This window comes from Methylomonas sp. HW2-6 (assembly GCF_052474525.1).
The window spans coordinates 1,506,064-1,527,945 of record NZ_CP184124.1 but is presented as its reverse complement, the minus strand read 5'-3'; the positions used below and the strand labels follow the sequence as shown (position 1 = coordinate 1,527,945).

The 21,882-nt window shown below is 58.9% G+C and carries 17 protein-coding genes; 14 read left to right on the top strand and 3 right to left on the bottom strand.

The features are described 5' to 3' along the window. Position 1: 1 nt before the first annotated feature. Both metA and ACH518_RS08085 read left to right on the top strand, forming a co-directional pair. On the top strand, positions 2 to 1,066 hold the full coding sequence (gene metA, locus ACH518_RS08090) for a homoserine O-succinyltransferase MetA (protein WP_445372525.1): 1,065 nt from the start codon (positions 2 to 4) through the stop codon (positions 1,064 to 1,066). Continuing rightward, entirely contained in the window at positions 1,066 to 1,530 is a 465-nt protein-coding gene (locus ACH518_RS08085; RefSeq protein ID WP_140910920.1) for a nucleoside deaminase, read from the top strand. The genes metA and ACH518_RS08085 overlap by 1 nt, the downstream gene beginning before the upstream one ends. Here ACH518_RS08085 and ACH518_RS08080 read toward each other — a convergent pair. Beyond that, positions 1,524 to 1,970: a hypothetical protein gene (locus tag ACH518_RS08080; protein WP_445372524.1), complete on the bottom strand. Its 447-nt coding sequence runs from the start codon at positions 1,968 to 1,970 to the stop codon at positions 1,524 to 1,526. The genes ACH518_RS08085 and ACH518_RS08080 overlap by 7 nt on opposite strands. A 215-nt stretch (positions 1,971 to 2,185) precedes the next feature. On the opposite strand from ACH518_RS08080, the gene hslV reads away from it, so the two are divergent. Genes hslV through ubiB form a run of 7 tightly spaced genes read left to right on the top strand, consistent with a single transcriptional unit; the run spans position 2,186 to position 7,665 of the window. Continuing rightward, positions 2,186 to 2,749, top strand: coding sequence for an ATP-dependent protease subunit HslV (hslV, locus tag ACH518_RS08075; RefSeq protein ID WP_140910818.1), 564 nt, complete (start codon positions 2,186 to 2,188; stop codon positions 2,747 to 2,749). A gap of 3 nt (positions 2,750 to 2,752) precedes the next feature. Further along, positions 2,753 to 4,072, top strand: coding sequence for an ATP-dependent protease ATPase subunit HslU (gene hslU, locus ACH518_RS08070; RefSeq protein ID WP_140910819.1), 1,320 nt, complete (start codon positions 2,753 to 2,755; stop codon positions 4,070 to 4,072). Between the two features lie 6 nt (positions 4,073 to 4,078). Continuing rightward, positions 4,079 to 4,468, top strand: a complete 390-nt coding sequence (locus ACH518_RS08065) for a gamma-butyrobetaine hydroxylase-like domain-containing protein (protein WP_140910820.1) — start codon at positions 4,079 to 4,081, stop codon at positions 4,466 to 4,468. An 8-nt stretch (positions 4,469 to 4,476) separates the two neighbouring features. After that, positions 4,477 to 5,226, top strand: coding sequence for a bifunctional demethylmenaquinone methyltransferase/2-methoxy-6-polyprenyl-1,4-benzoquinol methylase UbiE (ubiE, locus tag ACH518_RS08060; RefSeq protein ID WP_140910821.1), 750 nt, complete (start codon positions 4,477 to 4,479; stop codon positions 5,224 to 5,226). 33 nt (positions 5,227 to 5,259) lie between these two features. Then, positions 5,260 to 5,448, top strand: coding sequence for a hypothetical protein (locus ACH518_RS08055; RefSeq protein ID WP_445372523.1), 189 nt, complete (start codon positions 5,260 to 5,262; stop codon positions 5,446 to 5,448). After that, positions 5,449 to 6,084 (top strand): ubiquinone biosynthesis accessory factor UbiJ, encoded by a 636-nt coding sequence (locus ACH518_RS08050; protein ID WP_445372522.1) that lies wholly within the window; start codon positions 5,449 to 5,451, stop codon positions 6,082 to 6,084. Between the two features lie 12 nt (positions 6,085 to 6,096). Then, entirely contained in the window at positions 6,097 to 7,665 is a 1,569-nt protein-coding gene (ubiB, locus tag ACH518_RS08045; protein ID WP_445372521.1) for a ubiquinone biosynthesis regulatory protein kinase UbiB, read from the top strand. 62 nt (positions 7,666 to 7,727) lie between these two features. On the opposite strand, the gene ACH518_RS08040 is transcribed toward ubiB, so the two are convergent. Continuing rightward, positions 7,728 to 9,206, bottom strand: coding sequence for a DcaP family trimeric outer membrane transporter (locus tag ACH518_RS08040; protein WP_445372520.1), 1,479 nt, complete (start codon positions 9,204 to 9,206; stop codon positions 7,728 to 7,730). 1 nt (position 9,207) lies between these two features. Beyond that, positions 9,208 to 9,687: a cytochrome c gene (locus ACH518_RS08035; RefSeq protein WP_445372519.1), complete on the bottom strand. Its 480-nt coding sequence runs from the start codon at positions 9,685 to 9,687 to the stop codon at positions 9,208 to 9,210. A 166-nt stretch (positions 9,688 to 9,853) separates the two neighbouring features. On the opposite strand from ACH518_RS08035, the gene glnE reads away from it, so the two are divergent. From glnE to ACH518_RS08010, 5 genes are all read left to right on the top strand, one after another. Beyond that, positions 9,854 to 12,730, top strand: a complete 2,877-nt coding sequence (glnE, locus tag ACH518_RS08030; protein ID WP_445372518.1) for a bifunctional [glutamate--ammonia ligase]-adenylyl-L-tyrosine phosphorylase/[glutamate--ammonia-ligase] adenylyltransferase — start codon at positions 9,854 to 9,856, stop codon at positions 12,728 to 12,730. A gap of 165 nt (positions 12,731 to 12,895) precedes the next feature. Further along, positions 12,896 to 15,292: a TonB-dependent siderophore receptor gene (locus ACH518_RS08025; RefSeq protein ID WP_445372517.1), complete on the top strand. Its 2,397-nt coding sequence runs from the start codon at positions 12,896 to 12,898 to the stop codon at positions 15,290 to 15,292. Positions 15,293 to 15,308: 16 nt separating this feature from the next. Beyond that, positions 15,309 to 15,899: a YfiR family protein gene (locus ACH518_RS08020; RefSeq protein WP_140910829.1), complete on the top strand. Its 591-nt coding sequence runs from the start codon at positions 15,309 to 15,311 to the stop codon at positions 15,897 to 15,899. Between the two features lie 9 nt (positions 15,900 to 15,908). Further along, the gene (locus ACH518_RS08015) at positions 15,909 to 18,854 is read left to right on the top strand and encodes a PAS domain S-box protein (protein WP_445372516.1); all 2,946 of its coding nucleotides are present in this window, start codon (positions 15,909 to 15,911) and stop codon (positions 18,852 to 18,854) included. After that, positions 18,851 to 21,592 carry an EAL domain-containing protein gene (locus ACH518_RS08010; protein WP_445372515.1) on the top strand — a complete coding sequence of 914 codons (2,742 nt, stop codon included), beginning with the start codon at positions 18,851 to 18,853 and terminating at the stop codon, positions 21,590 to 21,592. Before ACH518_RS08015 ends, ACH518_RS08010 begins: the two co-directional genes overlap by 4 nt. The last annotated feature ends 290 nt before the right edge of the window (positions 21,593 to 21,882 follow it).

Genomic DNA, 21,882 nt, shown 5'->3' with positions numbered 1-21,882 from the left:
CATGCCTTTAGTCGCTCATACCGAATTACCGACTTTCCGCCGCTTGCAGGAAGAAGGCGAAGAGATTCTGACGCCGGACCGCGCCGCCCACCAATCCATCCGCGAATTGCACATCGGCCTGTTGAACATCATGCCGGATGCCGCGCTGGAAGCCACCGAACGCCAGTTTTTCCGTCTGGTCGGCGCCTGCAACCAAATTGCCCAGTTCCACGTCCACCCGTTTACCATCGACGGCCTGGAGCGCGGCCCGGAAGCTCTGGCGCATATCGCCAAGTATTACGAAAGCTTCGAACAGATCAAACGCGACGGCCTGGACGCCTTGATCATCAGCGGCGCCAACGTCACCCACGACCATTTACAGGAAGAGGATTTTTGGCGGCCGCTGACCGAAGTGTTCGAGTGGGCCAAGGAAAACGTCACTTCGGTGCTCTGTTCCTGCCTCGCCACCCATGCTCTGATTCAGCATTGTTACGGTATCGAACGCACCCGGCTGCCGGCCAAGCGTTGGGGGGTCTACTCGCACAAGGTGGTCGATCGCAACCACCCGCTGGTATCCGAAATCAATACCCGCTTCGATGTACCGCATTCTCGGTTCAACGAGGTTTTCCGTAGCGACATGGAAAAACAAGGCTTAAAGGTATTAGTCGCCAGCGACCAGGCCGGCGTACATTTGGCGGTCAGCCCGGACGGCTTCCGGATCGTGTTCTTCCAGGGCCATCCGGAGTACGACGACATCAGCTTGTTGAAGGAATATAAACGCGAGGTGCTGCGCTATTACCGCGCCGAACGCGACGATTATCCGCCCTATCCGGAACACTATTTCGACGAAGCGGCGCAACGCATGCTGGCCGACTACGCCAGCCACGTCCAGGCCGCCCGCCACGGCGGCCGGCAGCTAAAAGCAATGCCGGAGGAGCAAATCGTCGAACGTCTGGACATCACCTGGCGCGACTCGGCCAAAGCCGTATTCAACAACTGGCTGGGCAAGGTCTACCAAATCACCAACGAAGACCGCCGACTGCCGTTCATGGACGGCGTCGATCCGCGCAATCCGCTGGGCCTGTGATGCACCAGGACTTTCTGCATCAAGCGGTAGAACTGGCTTGCTTCAACGTCAGCAACGGCGGCGGCCCGTTCGGCGCGCTGATCGTGCGAGACCAGCGCATCATCGCCGCCAGCGGCAATCGCGTCACCGAGAACATGGACCCCACCGCCCATGCCGAGGTGCTGGCGATCCGCCAAGCCTGCCAGTATTTGCAAGACTTTCAATTGAAACACTGCGTGCTCTACACCAGTTGTGAACCCTGCCCGATGTGTCTGGGCGCGATTTATTGGTCCCGGCTGGACGCAGTCTATTTCGCCAGTAGCCGCGACGATGCCGCCCAAGCCGGCTTTGACGACAGCCTGATTTACACTGAAATCGATAAACCTGCCGAGCAGCGCCAGATCGTTATGCGGCATCTGCCACTCGAATCTGCCGCGGAACCGTTCCGCTTATGGCAAATCCAGACCGATAAAATCCGCTACTGAGCCGCTGCCGGAGCTGCCGGCTTGGCCGCAGCCTCTTCACCCTTGATTTTGATCAACCAGCCGTCCTGCCCCCAGCAGCCGGACTCGACTTTGCTTTCGGCCGATTTGGCCATGACGTGGATCCGGGCGAATCCCGGACTGAGTTGCGGCAATTTGGATTTAACGAAATAAAAAGTCTTTTTATCGACCACCTCGACCTTCATTTTCTCGCCGCGGGCCTCGGCACTGATGGACAACGGATCGGCATTGTGCGAGACATGGAACGACATATCGACCCCAGCATCGACTTCGGCTTTATGTTCCGGAACGAAATCGCGAAATTTGGGCCGTTTGCATTCCTTTAACCGTTCCTCCTCCTCCGGTGTCAGCGCCAACGCCACACTCGAAAAAACCATCGCGCCCAACAGCAGCGCGCTTTTCCAGCGAATCGACAAATTCATGACTAGCCTCTTGTTGTTATTGTTGTTGTAATGTTGGAAGCGCCCGACAAAACGGCGCATCCTTAAAATACCAGCAGTTTCAACTTTAATCAGTTTTAGTGCTTTGTTCAATCTCCGAACCTTTTTCCGACAAGGCCTGCGCTTGCTAAACTTCTAACCCATCCGGGCCCAGAACATGTAAAATCGCCGCCTTTCCGTTTTCAGTTTCCCAGCTTATGACCAACTTCAGAGGCACCACAATTCTATCGGTCCGGCGCGGCGACAAGGTCGTGATCGGCGGCGACGGTCAGGTTACTTTGGGCAACACCGTAATGAAAGGCAATGCCAGAAAAGTCAGACGCTTGTACCACGACAAAGTGATAGCCGGTTTCGCTGGGGCCACTGCCGACGCCTTCACCCTGTTCGAACATTTCGAAGGCAAACTGGAAAAACACCGCGGCAACCTGACCCGCGCCGCTGTAGAAATGGCCAAAGACTGGCGTACCGACCGAGCCCTGCGTAAACTGGAAGCACTGCTGATCATCGCCGACAGCAAAACGTCCCTGGTCATCTCCGGCACCGGCGACGTGATCGAACCGGAACACGATTTCATCGCCATCGGCTCCGGCGGCGCCTTCGCCCAAAGCGCCGCCCGCGCGTTGCTGGAAAACACCGAACTTAGTGCGCGCGACATCGTCGAAAAGGCCTTGAATATCGCCGCCGACATCTGCATTTATACCAACCACAACTTACGCATCGAAGAATTGGACGCCGAACCGCAAGCGGCGCCGCAAGAGTAAACCATGAGTCAAATGACCCCGAGAGAAATCGTCAGCGAACTGGACAAACACATCGTCGGTCAAGCCGACGCCAAGCGTTCAGTCGCCATTGCCTTGCGCAACCGCTGGCGCCGTAGTCAGGTCGCGCCCGAGTTGCGCGACGAAATCACGCCGAAAAACATCCTGATGATAGGCCCGACCGGTGTCGGTAAAACCGAAATCGCCCGCCGCCTGGCCAAACTGGCCAATGCGCCGTTTATCAAGATTGAGGCCACCAAATTCACCGAGGTCGGCTATGTTGGCCGCGACGTGGAATCCATCATCCGCGATCTGATCGACAGCGCAGTAAAAATGACGCGGGTATCGGCCATGGAAAAGGTGCAAAACCGCGCCGCCGACGCCGCCGAAGACAAAGTACTGGACATTCTTTTGCCGCGGGCCGAGGGCGGCATGCTGTCGGATACCGAGGAATCCACCCGGCAGAAAATGCGCAAAAAATTGCGCGAAGGTGATTTGAACGATAAGGAAATCCAAATCGACGTGTCCGCACCGTCGGTCGGCGTCGAAATCATGGCACCGCCGGGCATGGAAGAAATGACCAGCCAGTTGCAGGGCATGTTTCAGAACCTGAACAGCGGCCGCACCAAATCGCGCAAACTGAAAATCAAGGACGCGCTGAAACTGCTTCAGGAAGAGGAAGCCGGCAAATTGGTCAACGAAGAGGAAATCAAACAATCGGCGCTGGAAGCGGTTGAACAGCACGGCATCGTGTTTCTGGACGAGATCGACAAGATTTGCAAACGCGCGGAAACGGGCGGCGGCGAAGTCTCCCGCGAAGGCGTGCAGCGCGATTTGCTGCCGCTGGTCGAGGGCAGCACCGTCACCACCAAATACGGCATGATCAAGACCGACCATATCCTGTTCATCGCCTCCGGCGCGTTCCATTTAACCAAACCGTCCGACCTGATCCCGGAGCTGCAAGGCCGTTTTCCGATCCGGGTCGAGTTGAACGCACTCAGCGCCGACGACTTCGTCCGCATTCTGACCGAACCGGATGCGTCCTTGACCGAGCAGTACCAAGCCTTGCTAAAAACCGAAGGCGTCGATCTGCAATTTACCGCCGACGGCATCAAACGCATTGCCGAACTAGGCTGGCAAGTCAACGAAAAGACCGAGAACATCGGTGCCCGCCGCCTGCATACGATTCTGGAAAAACTGCTGGAAGACATTTCCTTCAGCGCGCCGGATCTGCCGGAGAAATCGGTCGTCATCGACGCCGCTTACGTCGACGCCCACCTATTGGAACTGGCCGACGACGAAGACTTGAGCCGCTACATTTTATAACCGACCATGCGCGTAGCCATCACTCCCTGCCATTGCCAACCTACCGAAATCAAGCTGCACAAAGTGTCGGCGATTTTGGAAATCCATTTCGACGACGGCAGCATCTTCGAGATGCCCAGCGAGTATCTGCGAGTTTTCACCCAATCCGCGGAAGCGGTCGGCCACGGCCCCGGTCAGGAAACTCTGCAGACCGGCAAGGAAGACGTCACCATTACCGACATTCAGCCGGTCGGCAATTACGCGGTGAAACTCATCTTCAGCGACGGCCACGACACCGGCATTTATAGCTGGGACTTGCTGTACAAGCTTGGTTCCGATTTCCCGCTGCTGTGGTCGGCTTACCTGGAAGCATTGCAAGCCGCCGGCATCAGCCGCCGCTCGCCCTTACACAACTGAATCGAATCATGACTAACGACAATACCACCCATTTCGGCTTCAAACAGGTTCCCAAGGCAGATAAAGTCGCGCTGGTGCGCGGCGTATTCGACTCGGTCGCCCGCCAATACGACGTGATGAACGACCTGATGTCGCTCGGCATCCACCGGATTTGGAAACGGGTTGCGGTGCAACTGGCCAATGTTCGCGAGGGCGATAAGGTTTTGGACTTGGCCGGCGGTACCGGCGACCTGACCTTGCTGTTCGAGAAACGGGTCGGCAAATCCGGCCAGGTGGTATTGGCCGACATCAATTCGGAAATGCTGCGCACCGGCCGCGATCGCTTGATCGACAAAGGCGTTGCCGGCAATATCCGTTACGCCCAGGTCAACGCCGAATGCCTGCCATTCGCCGACAATACTTTCGACTGCGTGACAATAGGCTTCGGCTTACGCAACGTCACCGATAAAGACGCCGCGTTGCGTTCGATGTACCGGGTTTTGAAGCCGGGCGGCCGCGTCATCGTGCTGGAGTTCTCGCATCCGATCGACCCGATCACCGAAAAAGTCTACGACTTTTATTCGTTCAACATCCTGCCGAAAATCGGCGCCGTGGTGGCCAAGGACGAGGACAGTTACCGCTATCTGGCCGAATCGATCCGGATGCACCCGAAGCAGGACGAATTGAAGCAGATGATGGAAAACGCCGGCCTGGAACGTTGCGAGTATTTCAACATGACCCAAGGCATCGTTGCCGTGCACCGGGGTTACAAGTTTTAAGCCGACCCACGGACCCGGTAGCGAGATTCGAAGATGGCTCTGCAACAGGCGCAATACCCGATCAGCGAAGCCGATTGGCGCCCGACGCACTCCTCTCTCGGCGACAATATCAGCTTCGACAGCGTCGGTCTGAGCTTAGCCGTCGCCGATTTATACCATCGGATCGATAACGAAGACATGCGGGATTATCTGCAGCAACAACAGCAGCAGCAGGCTCAATAAATGCCCGGCTCGCTGAAACCACTGCTGATATCCGCGCTCGAAGCGGCACTGGTCCGCTATCTGGCGCTGGACAGCCACAGCGAACAATATCTGGCGCCGATGGCGGGCAAGGTCATTGAATTGCGGATCGATACCTTCGGCAGCAGCCTGTTTTTATGCCCCGGCAGCGACACTATCCGTATCCTGGACAGTTATCCGGCGGCGGCCGACGCCACCCTGAGCGGTTCCTTATCGTCGCTGGGCCTGATGGGCCTCAGCACCACGCCGATGCGTTCGCTGTTCAAGGGCGAAGTGCGCCTGGCCGGCGACGTACAACTGGCCCGCAAATTCCAGCGCCTGTTCGAAAAACTCGATATCGATCTGCAGGGCAAACTGGCCCGCGTCACCGGCGAGCGACTGGCGCGGCAACTGGGCGATATCGTTCGCGGCGGCAAACGCTGGACCGGTCAAAGCCTGCATACGCTGCGGCTAAACCTGGAAGAATTTCTGCAGGAAGAAACCCGCGAACTGCCGGCCAAGGCCGAAGCCGAATTGCTGTTCCGCGGCATCGACGCCTGCCGTAGCGATTGCGACCGCCTTGCCGCCCGGCTGGATCGGCTGACCACAACTTCCGACAACACCTCTGAGTCTGACTAAAGGACCGACACCGTGATTCGCCCCAAAATACTGCTACGCCTGATGCATATCAATTGGGTGATGATGTTTCACGGTCTGGACGAAATCGTACTCAGAACTCATCTGTTCCGACCGATCCGGTTTCTGGCGTTCTTTTCGCCGAATTACTGGACCCGCAACTCGCGCGAACCGCGCGGCGTACGTATCCGTCGCACCCTGGAAGACCTGGGGCCGATTTACGTCAAATTCGGCCAGACCCTGTCGACCCGCAAGGATTTGCTGCCGGAAGACATCGCCGAAGAATTGATCAAATTGCAGGACCGGGTGCCGCCGTTCTCGATCGACATCGCCCGCAAAATCATCGAACAGCAGCTCGGCCAGTCGATAGAGGAAGCTTTCGCCGAATTCGACCCGACGCCGCTGGCTTCGGCCTCGGTGGCCCAAGTCCATACCGCGACTTTGCCCAGCGGCGAGAAAGTCATCGTTAAAGTATTGCGGCCCGATATCGAAGACAAAATCCATTCCGACGTCGGCTTGTTGTACGAATTGGCTCGCCTGGCCGAACGCTTCTGGGCCGACGCCCGCCGGCTGCGGGCAATGGAAATCGTTGCCGAATTCGAGAAAACCATACTCGACGAACTGGATCTGGTCCGCGAAGCGGCCAACGCCAGCGCGATCCGAGCCAATTTCAAAAACTCGGAGATGCTGTACATCCCGGAAATCCATTGGCCGTTGACCCGGCGGAAAGTACTGGTGATGGAACGCATCTACGGCGTCCCGGTCGGCGATATCGATGCCTTGCGCCGCGGCGGGGCCGATTTCAAAAAGCTGGCCGAGCGCGGCGTCGAAATTTTCTTCACCCAGGTGTTCCGCGACAATTTCTTTCATGCCGACATGCATCCCGGCAACATTTTCGTGCAACTGCCGGATAAATACCTGGCCGTGGATTTCGGTATCGTCGGCAGCTTGTCGGACAGCGACCAGCGTTATCTGGCCGAAAACTTTCTGGCGTTTTTCAATCACGACTACCGGAAAGTGGCGAAAATGCATATCGAATCGGGCTGGGTGCCGCCAACCACCCGGATCGAGGAATTCGAAGCGGCGATCCGCGCGGTATGCGAACCGATTTTCGAAAAACCGTTGAAGGACATTTCCTTCGGCCTGCTGTTGCTGCGCCTGTTCCAGACCGCGCGCCGTTTCGACATGGTGGTACAACCGCAACTGGTACTGCTGCAAAAAACCCTGCTCAACATCGAAGGCCTGGGCCGCCAGCTTTATCCGGAATTGGACCTGTGGCAAACCGCCAAGCCGTTCCTGGAAAACTGGTTCAAACAACGCATCGGTCCGGAAAAGAAAATCAAGGAATTGCTGGGCAAGTTTCCGGAAATCGGCGAACAACTGCCGGAAGTGCCGGGCCTGGTGTTTCAAGCCCTGCAAAGCGCCGCGCATATGCAGCAGCAATTGCAACACCAGCAAAAGGAAATGATCCAATTGCGCAAACAACTCAAGCGCAACAACACCCGCACCCTGCGCGCCATCTTCGGCGCCGCGGTGCTGATTACGGCAGCGCTGATCCTGCAATCGCCGTTGTTGCGGGGCTGATTCGCCGCGACATTTCGGCTCCGACTTATTACAGGCTCGAACGCTGGGCCAACTTGCCCACCTCAGAAACTATATTTCGCCGAAAACTGCACCCGTTGCAGCACCCCGTCGCGGCCGTCGATCAGTTCTCGGTCGGCATAGGTGTATTCCACGCCCAGCATGGCCTGGCTGACCGGGCTCCATAACAAATTCGCGTGCAGCGATTGCACCTGCCGGGTCAATACCGGATTGGCATAGTACGGATAGTCGGTTTGGGCGAAGCCGTAAGTCAGGCTGGAACGCCATTGCTTGTCCCACCAATGCTGGTAGGCCAGCATAGCGCCGTAGCTCTCCGACAACTCTATCGCGCCGTGGCTATCCAGCGCCGCATCGGCGAAGGTGTTGGTTGTCGACACGTAACGAGCATCGCCCTTGCCGTAATGCGCCATGAAACGGATGTTATCCAGGCCGACGGTATTGATCCTGCCGGATAAATTGACACCGCCGCCCCAAGCATCCTGGCGATAACCGTTGCTGCTATTGGTGTAACGCAACTGCCTGCCCAATGCGGCCAGCGACATGTTGCCCCATTCCGGATTCAAATTCAGGCGAGCAACCAAATCCGGATAGCGATCCGCGTTCGGCGTCGTCCAATAGGCGGCATCCAGATTAGGATCGCCGGCCGCCGCCCGGTTCGCGGTTCCCGTCTCCAGATGGTTATCCACCCATAGCCGGCTGCGCGGCGTTTCCAGCGCCAGTAGCCCTTCCATCGGCGTATCCAGCCAGGTAAACGGCTCGGTCCAGCGCACCAGAGGCTGACGCAGACTAGCCAGGGCGCCGGCCGAGCCGCCCACATCCAGGTTGTCGGGCAAAGCCGACGCGTTCAAAAACGTAGTCCAGGTTTGGCCGGCCAGCAGATGGCCGAACGAACCGTAGGCATGGCGCAAGCGCGGCGTATAACTATAGGTGGCCGGATCGCCGTAAAAATCCAGTTCGACGAAGGTATTGACGTCGCCCCACTCACTCGGCGTAAACGACTTGAACCACAAACGGCTTTCCTTGGCTAGAAAAGTAACCTGCCCGCGTTCGCCGGCGGCGCCGACCGGAATTTGCGACATGATCAATTGCTGGTCGCCCAAACGGTCGCGACCGGCGCTGACGCTGTTGAACAGCAGGTCGGTTTTGACAAAACCGCCCAGACCTAACGAAGTATCGGTCCCCGGAATTTTGAATGTGCCTTTAGTATCGCCAACCGTTACAACCGCTTTTTCCTTGGAATTGCCGGCGCCGGCGGCCGAGGCCGGTACTGGCTGAACGCCCGCAGCCCCGACCAAATTGGCTTTTGGCGATTGCTGCTCGCTTTTATAGACCTTCAGCGCCTGCTCCAACTGGCCGATGCGCTGATTGGACTGCGCCACCTGTTGTTTCAAGTCCTCGATCTGCCGGCTCATCGCCCCCAATAGGGCCTTAATGTCGTCGTCCGCTGCCGCCGAACCGGACAACGCTCCGCACAAGGCAAGCAGCGCCGCCAATTTCAGTAAAAAATCGCCCGCTCTACTCACACTAGCCTCCCAGTTTGCGGAACAAGGCGTGGCACGAGGTACAGGTGGTGTTGATTTCATGCAGGTTGTCGCTGATTTGATCGATACGATTCGATTCGGCTTGCTGTTGCAACAAGCTCATTTCGCTACGCAGTTTTGCAGCCAACGCCCGAAATGCGGTTTGTTCGTCCGCGGTCAGGTTCAGACTGGGCATACTGGCGATGATCGTGTCGACATTCGCCGACAGGCTATGCGCAGTCTCGGCAATCTGCCGCGCGTACTTGCGCCGCTCGGCATCGATTTGGGTCTCCGTCATAAATCGCTCATGCATCAGGCTGTCCATTCGATCCATCAGTTCACGTAATTTGCCGTCGCGAACCGCATGCAGGGCCGGCGTTCCGGTTTGGCTCCAACCGCTTGAGCTAGCCAGGCTTTTTGGCTCCGGCGCCGAACAGGCCGCCGCTGCCGCGGATAAAACGAGTATCGGGTAAATTTTTTTCATGGTGAGAGCCCCCTTTGGGCTGGCTGCGTGCAGGCGCAAAGCGTCAACGCCGGTATGCCGGGAAAACGCTGCGGAAACATGCCTTAATCATAGTGTGGATATTGTTATTCAGACCTCAGCAGTTTAGGTATCATGCCCTTCCGTTTACAACTACAGGAACCGGCCAATGACGCTTTTCGATACGTTGTCGCAGCATTCGGCGCATTTACCCGATGAATTGCAAGCCTGGGCCGGCGATTTTTGCGCCAGACTGGCCGAGGGTTCTAGCCCCGAGCATCTGGCCGCATTCGGCGACGACCGCTTCCGCGCTTCGATATTGAAGGTTTGCGCCTGCAGCCAGTTCATCAGCGACAACTGGCTGCGCCACCCCGGTCTGCTGCCGGAACTGGTCGACTCGGGCGACCTGTTCGCTCCGCTACGCCGGCAGGACTACGCCGCCGCGCTGGCGCCGAGCGTGGGCTCGGCCGATTCTGAACCGACTCTGGCCCGCGCGTTGCGGCTGTTTCGGCGCCGGGAAATGGTCAGAATCGCCTGGCGCGATCTGGCCGGCTGGTCCGACCTGGACGAAACCCTGGCCGATCTGACCGCACTGGCCGAAACCTGCATCCAGACCGCGCTGGATTTTTTATACCGCCAGGCCTGTCAGCGCTGGGGCACGCCGACGCTGGCCGACGGCACTCCGTTCAATATCGTGGTATTGGGCATGGGCAAACTCGGCGCCTGGGAGCTGAATTATTCGTCCGACATCGACCTGATTTTCGCCTACGCCGAGGACGGCGTGCTGAGCGGCAAAAAAGAAATCAGCTACGAGGAATTCTTCACCCGTCTCTGCCGCTCGCTGGTGAAAATGCTGGACGAAATCACCGTGGACGGTTTCGTGTTCCGCACCGACGTCCGGTTGCGACCGTTCGGCGACAGCGGCCCGCTGATCATGAACTTCGACGGCATGGAGCAGTATTACCTGACTCAAGCCCGGGAATGGGAGCGCTACGCGATGATCAAGGCCCGCCAGGTAGCCGGCGATTTCGCCAGCGGCAAGCAACTGGCGGCGATGATCAAACCCTTCGTTTACCGGCGCTATCTGGATTACGGCGCCTTCGAGGAACTGCGTTCGCTGAAATTCCAGATCACCCAGGAGTTGCGGCGCAAAGACCGGATGGAAAACGTCAAGCTCGGCCCCGGCGGTATCCGCGAAGTGGAGTTCATCGGCCAGGCCTTCCAACTGATCCGCGGCGGCCAGGACATCGCGCTGCAGCAACGGGAAATCCAGACCGTATTGGACGTACTGCGCGATTTGCAATTGATGGGCGACGACGACGTCGCCACGCTGAAATTCGGTTACCGCTTTTTGCGCCGGGTGGAAAACCACATCCAGGAATACCAGGACAAACAAACCCACGATTTGCCCGCCGAGCCGCGGGCGCAGCTGTTGCTGGCCTATTCGCTGGATTTCGCCGACTGGCAGGAATTCAAGCAGGAACTGGATCGGGTGCGTGCCTCGGTCCACGAAATTTTCGAACAGGTGTTCTCGCTCAGCGACCAGGACAACAAGCGGCAAAGCGCGCGCCTGATCTGGACCGCCGGGGCCGACGACGAACAGGCGCTGGAGGCGCTGGCCGATTACGGTTTCGCCGACCCGCTGGCCATGCAAAAAGCCGTCGCCGATTTCAAGGACTCCCACGCGGTAAAACGGATGACCGCCAAAGGCGCCGGCGTGCTGGACCGGCTGATGCCGAAGCTGATCGAACAGGTTGCCGGCAGCGAGCACGCCGACACCACCTTGCTGCGCATCTTGCAACTGTTCGAAGCCGTATCCGGCCGTAACGTCTATCTGGCCTTGCTCGCGGAAAATCCCGATGCCTTGCAACAACTGATCACGCTGGCCGCGGCCAGTCCCTGGATCTGCGAGTATCTGGCACAGTATCCGATCTTGTTCGACGAACTGCTGGACACCCGCTCGTTATACGAGCCATTGCAGAAACAGGCCTTGCGCGAAGACTTGCAGCGGGCGCTGAATAAGGTCGACCAGCAGGATGGCGAACAGTTGATGATTGCGTTGCGCCAGTTCAAACACCTGAATGTGTTGCGGGTCGCCGCCGCCGACATCATGGGCGCGATTCCGGTCATGATCGTCAGCGATTATCTGACCTGGATCGCCGAAGCGATTCTGGAGCAGGTATTGGAACGGGCCTGGCACATGCTGGCCGCCAAACACGGCTGCCCGCCCGGCACCGGCCCGGACCCGGCCGCTTTCGCCGTGATTGCGTTCGGCAAATTCGGCGGCATCGAACTCGGTTACGGCTCCGACCTGGACCTGGTGTTTCTGTACGATTGCGCCGACGGCAACGCTGCCACCGACGGCGAGAAACCGATCGGCACGGCCCAGTTCTATTTGCGGCTGGGCCAGAAAATCCGCCATATCCTGGATACCAAGATGCTGTCCGGCGTGCTGTACGAGGCCGACCTGCGGCTGCGGCCGAACGGCGATTCCGGTTTGTTGGTGACCCATATCGGCCATTACGAAGCCTATCTGAAGGACGAAGCCTGGACCTGGGAACACCAGGCACTGGTGCGCGGCCGCTTCGTGGCGGGCGACCAAAAGTTGAAAGCCGGCTACGAAGCGATTCGGGCCCGGATTCTGGCCCTGCCGCGCGATCCGGCCGAATTGCAGACCCAGGTGCGGGAAATGCGGGAAAAGATGCGCGACAATCTGGCGCCGAAAGACCCGGCGGTATTCGACCTGAAACACAGTGCCGGCGGCATCGCCGACATCGAATTCATCGTCCAATACTCGATTCTGGCCGGCACCGCACACTATCCGGACCTTGCCACCTACACCGACAACGTGCGTCTGTTAGCAGGCTTGCAACAGCACGGTTTGATGCCGGCCGCCGACGCAGACTTGCTGAAGCAAGCCTACTGCGCTTACCGGGATTACGGCCATCACCAGGTCCTGCAAGGGCTCAGCGCCACCGCAGACGGCGCCGAGTTTGCCGAATTGCGCGGCGAAGTCGAGCGGCTGTGGCGACACTATATGCTGTGAACGGTTTCCGGTGTAAACCGCAAGCCGGGTGCAACAGTAATCCGTTGCGGCGACCCCGTGCTATGATGCCTTAGATCGCCCTGCCCGCGCGGGTAGCGACCGGAGGAATTTGATCGGCCAAACCGGACGGCAACGTTGACTAACCGCTGTTGGGGAGGCTCAAATATGACGCGACGTTGGCCAAGATTCGGTGGACTTGGCGCGGTTGCGACCGGTTTGGCGCTCGGGGTCGCGCCGACGGCGAAAACGAGCGCGGAAGTCGGCGAGGTTTACCGGCCGGCATCCACCCCGGAAGCGGCAGCAACAACCAAAAACGTCGCCGACATGGACATCGACGAACTGGTCGGCGTCAAGGTCTCGCCGTTCGAAGTATCCAGCCAACTCGACCGCGGTTACAGCGCCTCCAATTCGGTATCCGGCTCCCGTTTCGATTCGCCGATCCGCGAGCTGCCGTTCGCTTTGCAGGCCTTCACCGAGTCGTTCATTGCCGACCAGAAACCGCGCGACATTTTCGATATCGCCCGCTATTCGCCCGGCGTCACCTACCGCAGCAACGATTTCAACGAAGGCAATGCCAATCTGGCCATCCGCGGCTTCACCGTGGGCTCGCTGGCCGGCGGCAATATCCAGATCCTGCGTGACGGCGTGCACGGCCCGTCGATATTCGACTTCACCAATATTTCGCGGGTCGAGGTGGTTAAAGGCCCGGCCTCGTTTTTATACGGCCAGGTCGCGCCGGGCGGCATCGTCAACGTCATCACCAAACAACCGCAGCGCCGGTTTGCCGCCAGCGCCGACGCCCGCTACGGCTCTTACGGCGAATACCGCTTCGATGCCGACGTCACCGGCCCGGCCTCCGCCACGCTGGCCTACCGCCTGGCGGCATCCTACGACCAGGACATGCATTACTGGGATGCTTACGACGCCCATTCCTGGAACCTATCGCCATCCCTGCTGTGGCAGCCTAGCGACCGGCTCAGCGTCTCGCTGAAATTCGAACATTTCGAAAAGATCGAAGAACCGCAATTGATGCAAAAACCCGGCTACAGCACCTGGGCCGGACTGATCCCCAGCACGGCGGACCCGAACCTGTCCGGCGTCGACGTGCCGGGGCTGGCGGACACCTGGAACAGCATGGCCTACAGCGACTTCCGCCACAGCAAAACCAATAATTTCAGCAGTTGGATCGACGTCAAAGCCGACGAACACTGGAATCTGCGCGCCGGCTATTCGCATCTGGAATACGATATCGAAGCCGTGTTCAGCGGCAACCTGGGTATGTCGAACAACGCCACGCTAATACAAGGCCGGCGGGTACGGCTGCAAAACTATACCAACCGCGACGACACCGTCGAAATTCAGGGCGTCGGTAAATACGACCTGGGTTTCGCCAGCCTGCGCTTGTTGCTCGGCGGCCAGTACGTGGACCGCAATTTCCACCGCAATGCCGGCCAGGCGCCGAACGATCCGGCCTTGGGCAACAACCCGATCGCCTCGCCGCTACCGCGGTGGGACTTGGGCAACCCGGCAACCTGGAACCGCAATACCGCGATTCCGCTAGCGGCCTTGACCGCCGGCCGCTTCAACCAGGACGTCGGCGCCGTTGATAAATCGGTTTACGGCGGCGGCACCCTGGGCCTGTTCGGCGACCGGCTACTGGCGTTGGCCGGCTGGCGCTGGACTTCCACGACCAGCCAAGTCAGCGACGGTCTGACCAATGTCGCCCAACCGCAAACCAGCGTCAGCAAACTCACGCCCCAGTACGGCCTGCTCTACAAAATCACGCCGGAATGGACCGCCTTCGCCACCTATGCCGAATCCTTCGTTCCCGCCACGTTTTTGGTCAACAACCTGGACGGCAGCCGCGGCATCCCTGAACCGAGCGAAGGCCGCGGGGTCGACATCGGCCTGAAAGCCGACCTGTTCGACGGCCGCCTGTCGAGCACGCTGACCTTCTTCGACATCGAAAACAAAAACATCGTCAACGATCTGGCCGTAACCGACGGCTTGGGTATCACCACCATCTACGGCGTCCCCACCGGCAAGCAACGTTCGCGCGGTATCGAATGGGACGCTACGGCCAAGCTGGCCGAGAACTGGCAGTTGTACCTGTCCTATAGTTTCATGGATGCCAAGATTACCGAATTCACCGGCAACGACGCCGCGATCCTGGCCCAGGATCCGAACACGCTGGACGCGACCGGCCGCGCCTATTACAAGAACGCGTTGCGCTTTCACAATGCGCCGCTACAAATGAGCGCGCCGCATCTGGCCAATCTGTGGACCCGCTACGATTTCGACGCCGGCCCGCTGCAAGGGCTGCATATCGGCGCTGGCGTCAACTTGGTGTTCGACCAGACCTTGTTACCGGACACGCCGAGTTCGGCCTACCAAACCTACGCGCTACTGAATGCCTTGGTCGGTTACACTTGGCAAGTGGGCGGCCACAGCATCAGCGTCGACCTGATCGGTAAAAACCTGCTCGACGAACATTACCGGCCGTCGCAGAGCAGCCGCGGTCGACCGCAAGAGTTGATGGTCAACTTTTCGGTCAAGTACTGACTGCGGCGGCACGAGCATGCAATACGGCATCAAGTTTTCGCATAGCGGCTCCGGCCGAATCCGGGCATTCGGGCTGCTGACACTGCTGCTCTGCGCGTTAGCGCCGGCTCCGGCCTCGACTCAGGAAAACCCGTACCGGGTCAAAGCCGCCTTTCTGCGCAATTTCGCCCATTATGTGGTCTGGCCGGACCAAGCCTTGCCGGACAACGGTGCCCCCTGGTGCGTCGGCATCCTCGGTCCGGACCCGTTCGGCGAGATTCTGGACGATACCTTGCGCAACCGCACCGAGCAAGGCCGCGGCTTCCGCATCGTTCGCGCCCAGCGGCCGGCGGAATTGCCGGCTTGCCAATTGGTTTACATTGCTTACCCGGAACCTTGGCAACGCCAACAAGCACTCGCCGAATTGCGCAACAAGCCGGTATTGACGATCGGCGACGCGCCGGATTTTCTCGACGCCGGCGGAGTCGTGGGCTTCGTTGTCGATGACCGGGTGGGCATGAGCATCAATCTGGACCAAGCGCGAGCGGTTTCGCTGACCATTCAAACCAAGATGCTGGAGGTGTCCACCAGCGTCCTGTTCAACGGCGCCTTGCGCCGGATGAGGTAAGCAATGCCGATGCGATTGAACATTCACCACCGGCTATCTCTGATACTGTGGGGATCGGCTGTCTTGATCTTCATATTGCTCGGCGGCGGTTTGCTGATATATCAAAACCTGACTTTGGAGCAACGGGTCCATCAGATCATGGAACCCTACGCAGAATTGATCGCGGTCGGCACCGACAGCGCGGTGGCTTTCGAGGACGGCCAACGCGCCCAGGAAATTCTGGATACGCTGAAACACAATCCGCAATTGCTGGGGGCACACATCGTCCTCAGCGACGGCCGACTGCTGGCTCAGCTCGGCAATCAGGCTGAAACCAATTTCGCCGGCCTCGACAACCGCGACGGCATTTATCTGGCTTCGGCTCATGCCGACTGGGTGCAAACCCTCCCCAGCGGCGCCCGTCTGCGCCTGAGCATGAATCTGAAACAATTGAACCGCGAAACGCGTCAGACCCTGTGGTTATTCGGCGCCGGGGTCTTGATCCTGATGGGAGTTACCTGGAGCCAGTTGATGGTTTTGCGCCGCACGGTGGTAAGGCCGATCGCGGCGTTGACCGAAGCCACCGAGCGGGTGCGAGCCGAAGCCGATTACCGGCAAAGGGTACCGGCCGACGGCAACGACGAACTGGCCCGGCTCGGCCGCAATTTCAACGCCATGATGGCGGCGATTCAACAACGCGACGACGCCTTGCACCGGCTCAACCTGTTTCAACGCACTATTCTGGACAACGCCGCCCACGGTATCGTATCCACCAACTGCGACGGTATCGTCACCAGTTTTAACCCGGCCGCGGAACGGTTGTTGGGCTACCAGGCCGCAGAGGTGGTCGGGCGGGCAACACCGGCGTTGTGGCACGATAGCGAAGAGATCGCGCTATGCGCTGGCGAGCCCTCGGCGCAATTCGGCCAAACCATAGCGCCGGACTTCGGCGTGTTCACTGCCCTGGCGCAATATCATTCGCCTGAAGAACGCCAATGGACGTTTATCCGCAGCGATGGCAGCCGCTTGCCGGTCAATCTTTCGGTGACGGCATTGCGCGACGAAAGCGGCCGTATCGGCGGCTTCGTCGGCTTCGTCGGCTTGTTTTATGATCTGTCCGAACGCAAACAGGCGCAACAGCGTTTGCAATTGCTGAGTTTCGCACTGGACAAAGTCAGGGAAACCATCCTGCTGATGGGCGAAAACGACCCGCGGTTTTTGTACGTCAATCAAAGCGGAGCCCATACCCTGGGTTACAGTGTCGCCGAATTGACAGGGGGCATGAGCGTGTACGACATCGACCCGACTTGGACGCCGGAAATGTGGCGAGAATTCTGGCCGCAGTTGTTGGAACACCGGCAAATTCAGTTCGAATCCATGCATTGCACCCGTCAAGGCCGCGTGTTTCCGGTGGAAATCACCGGCAACGCTTTCGAGTTCGACGGCAAAACTTACAATTTGGCGATCTGCCGCGACATCAGCCAGCGCAAGCGAACCGAAGAAGAACTGCGCCATTACCGCGACCGCTTGGAAGAAACCGTGCAGCACCGTACCGAAGAACTGCAAATGGCGCGAGATGCGGCGGAAACTGCGAATAAAGCCAAGAGCGCATTCCTGGCTAATATGAGCCACGAACTGCGCACACCGTTGAACGCGATTCTGGGGTTCTCCAGCCTGATGCGTAAAAGCGCACAACTGGCGGAGCGCGATCTGCGCAATCTGGACATCATCAATCGTAGCGGCGAACATCTCCTCAGCCTGATCAACCAAGTGTTGGAAATGGCCAAAATCGAATCCGGCCAAGTGCCGTTGGCGGAAGCGACTTTCGACCTGCAGGCGATGGTCGACGACGTGCTGAACATGATGCGCGCGCGCGCCACCGAAAAAGGGCTCAGCCTGGCGCTCGATCCGGCATCGGCGTTTCCGCAGTTCATCGTCGGCGACCAATCCCGCTTACGCCAAGTCTTGATCAATCTGGTCGGCAATGCGTTGAAATTCACGGTCAAGGGCGGCGTCACCGTTCGCCTGCGCAGCAAACTTAACGCCACTGCGCACCTGCTGATAGAGGTAGAAGACACCGGCATCGGTATCGCCGAGCAAGACCGGCAACGCATCTTCGAACCCTTCGTCCAGATCGGCCAAACCACCGCGAGCAAAGGCACCGGTCTGGGCCTGAGCATCACCCGCCAATTCGTACAATTGATGAACGGCAGTATCGGGCTGGAAAGCGTCGAGGGCCAGGGATCGCTGTTCCGAGTCGAACTGCCGCTACGCATATCGGAACCGGCCAAAGGCGCCCCTCAGCAGGCCGCGGCAGACGAACGCGAAGTGTTGGGGCTGGCACCGGACCAACCGGAGTACCGGATTCTGATCGTCGAAGACCAGACCGACAATCAACTGCTGCTTTCCTGGATCTTGGAAGCCGTCGGTTTCAAGGTCAAATTGGCCGAAAACGGCCGGGACGGGGTGGAACTGTTCCAAAGTTGGAAACCGCACCTGATCTGGATGGATCGGCAAATGCCGGTGATGGACGGTCTGGAAGCCACCCAAACCATTCGGGCCTTACCGGGCGGCAATGCGGTAAAAATCATCGGTGTGTCGGCGTCGGCATTTGCCGAACAGCGCGACGAAATTTTGGCAGCGGGCATGGACGAATTTATCGGCAAGCCCTACCATCCGGCCGAAATCTACGATTGCCTGGCCCGGCAATTGGGGGTACGTTACCGCTGTGCCAATGCGCCGGCCACCGAGACGCCGGCCTTCAGCACGGAGAGCCTGCGCAAGCTGCCGGCTGCGGTGCGCTACGATCTGGAAAATGCCTTGAAAAGCCTGGAAAACCAACGTATCGCCGATGCCATCGGCCAAGTCCGGGCGCATGATGAGCAACTGGCCGCAGCACTGGCGCTGCAGGCCGAAAACTATAACTATCCAGCGATATTGAAAGCATTGCGAGCCAATCGAGGCGATTCGACATGACCAGCCGTCAATCCAGAATTCTTGTCGTCGACGACACCCCGGCATCGCTGAAGCTGTTGTCGGAACTGCTGCGGGCGGAAGGCTACGAGGTCCGCTCCGCCATCGACGGCGAATTGGCACTGGAATCGGCGTTCGACAACCCACCGGATCTGGTGATGTTGGACATCATGATGCCCGGCATCGACGGCTTCGAAGTCTGCCGTCGGCTGAAAGCGCACCCGGCCACGCGGCAAGTGCCGGTCATCTTCGTCAGTACGCTCTCGGAAACCGAAGAAAAAGTACAAGGCTTCCATTTGGGGGCGGTGGACTATGTGTCCAAGCCTTATCAGCGCGAAGAACTGCTGGCGCGGGTGCGGACCCATCTGGAAATCGAACGCCTGCGCAACCGGCTGGAAGAGGCGGTGGCGGAACGCAGCAGCCAACTTTACCAGAGCGAGCAAAAACTCAGAACCACGCTGGACGATTACATTTCAGCCCACACCCAATTGCACACCCTGCTGGATACCATTCCCGATCTGGTCTGGCTGAAAGATCCGAACGGGGTGTATTTGACCTGTAACCTCCAATTCGAACGCCTGTACGGTGCCGGCGAAGCCGAGATCGTCGGCAAAACCGACCGCGACTTCGTCTCCGCCGAACTGGCCGACTTTTTCCGCGACAACGACCAAAAAGCAGTGCGGGCCGGCAAGGTATGCGCCAACGAGGAATGGCTGGAATTTGCCGACAACGGCTACCGCGGCCTGTTCGAAACCCTGAAAACTCCGGTACTGGACCGAAACGGCAAGTTGATCGGCGTGCTGGGTATCGCCCGCGACATTAGCGAACGCCGGGCGGCCCAGGCCAAAATCCAGCGCCACATGCAACTCTACGCCGCATTGAGCCGGTGCAATAAAGCCATCGTCCAGTCCGCCGACGAGGCGGACCTTTTCCTCAGCGTTTGTCAGGCTGCGGTGGAATTCGGCGGCATGAAGATGGCATGGGTCGGCCTGCTGAATGCCGACCGGAGCGCGCTTCGCCCATGCGCCAGTTTCGGCGAGGGCGCCGACGAACTGCAAACCATCGACATGGCCTTGACCGCCGGCAGCACCTTCGGCCGCAGTCCCACCAGCGTTGCGATCCGCGAACAACGGCCTTATTGGTGCCAGGACTTTCAAAACGATCCGTTAACGCTGCCATGGCGAGCCCAAGCGCTAAAAGCCAATTGGAAATCGTCTGCCGCTCTGCCCTTGCACCAGGGCGCCGGCGTGTTCGTGTTGTATGCCGACGAAGTGGACGCTTTCGACGCCGACGCCCGCGACCTGTTATTGGAAATGGCTACGGACATCGATATTGCTTTGGACAACTTCAGCCGCAGCAGGGCCCAGCAACAAGCCGAAGCCGAAATAGAGCGGCTGGCGTTTTACGATCCGCTGACCGGCCTACCCAACCGCCGCCTGCTTTACGACCGCCTGCATCAGGCCGTCGTTGCCAATGCCCGCGCCGCCAGCCACGGTGCGGCGCTCTTCATCGATCTGGACAATTTCAAGACGCTGAACGACACCAAAGGCCATAACCACGGCGATCTGTTGCTGATCGAAGTGGCTCGCCGTCTGGAAGCGAGCGTTCGCGAAGGCGACACCGTAGCCAGGCTGGGGGGCGACGAGTTCGTCGTGATTTTGAACGGACTGAACGGCGATCCGGGGCAAGCCTCGGCCCAAACCAAAATGATAGGCAGCAAAATCCTGGCGGCCATAAGTCGCCCCTACCCGCTGCAAGGCTACGAGCACCATTGCTCGGCCAGCATGGGCGTCGGCTTGTTTCGCGATCCGGATACCACGGTAGAAGAACTGCTGAAATGCATCGATACCGCGCTGTACCAGGCAAAACGGAGCGGCCGCAACAGCCTGCAGTTTTACGACCCGGCAATGCAACAAGCGCTGGAAGCCAAAGCTGCACTGGAAAACGACTTACGCCGGGCGCTGGAAGAAGACGGTTTCCTGCTCTATTTTCAGCCGCAAGTCGACCAGGACGGCAACATTGTCGGCGCCGAAGTCTTGATCCGTTGGCAACATCCGCAACGCGGCCTGGTCGCGCCGGCGGAATTCATCCCGCTGGCCGAGGAAACCGGGCTGATCGTGCCGATCGGCAATTGGGTGGTAGATAGCGCCTGCGCCCAGTTGAAAAATTGGGAGGGCCAAGCCGGATTCGACGGCCTGCAACTGGCGGTCAACGTCAGCGCGCCGCAATTTCGCCAGGCCGATTTCGTCGCCCAAGTCCGCCGAACTATTACCCGCCACGGACTCTGTCCCAGCCGCCTGAAACTGGAACTCACCGAAAGCCTGGTATTGGACGATATCGACGATACCATCGTCAAAATGCAACAACTCAGGGAAAGCGGCGTCAGTTTTTCGATGGACGATTTCGGCACCGGCTATTCGTCGCTGTATTACCTGACCAAGCTGCCGTTCGATCAGTTAAAAATCGACCGTTCCTTCGTGCACAATCTGGGCGTGAGCCAAAACGACGCGGTCATCGTCCAGACCATCATCGGCATGGCCGACAATTTGGGTATCGAGAGCCTGGCCGAAGGCGTCGAAACCGAAGAACAGCTCGCCTTTCTGAAAGCCCACGGCTGCCATTTCTACCAGGGCTTTCTGTTCGGCCGGCCGCTGCCGCTGGAACAATTCCAGGTCCGGTTACAGGAAGCCAGCGACCAACCGGCAAACCTCGACCTACGCGTCTTCGATAGCCGCCCCTAGCGGGGTCTTGCCGGCGGGCGTCCTGGTTCCTGGCGTTCTGCGGCTTTGGTCCGGCCGGCGCGCAGACCTCAATCTCTCCGCATCCATCCCGAATTTTCATCCGCTGACGCTTGCATTCGGCCGCGTCCGGCTCGAGCGTTCGCGCGGGAATATATTTTTGCTTGACTTATAATTGCGAATCATTATCATTTGTATCAAATGCTATTGCTTCTCTCGCGGTGGCATCTCCGCATCTTCGGTCTCGCTTGGAGCATGCGGTTTTTTAAGCCCGTTAATCCGGCGTCCTCGCT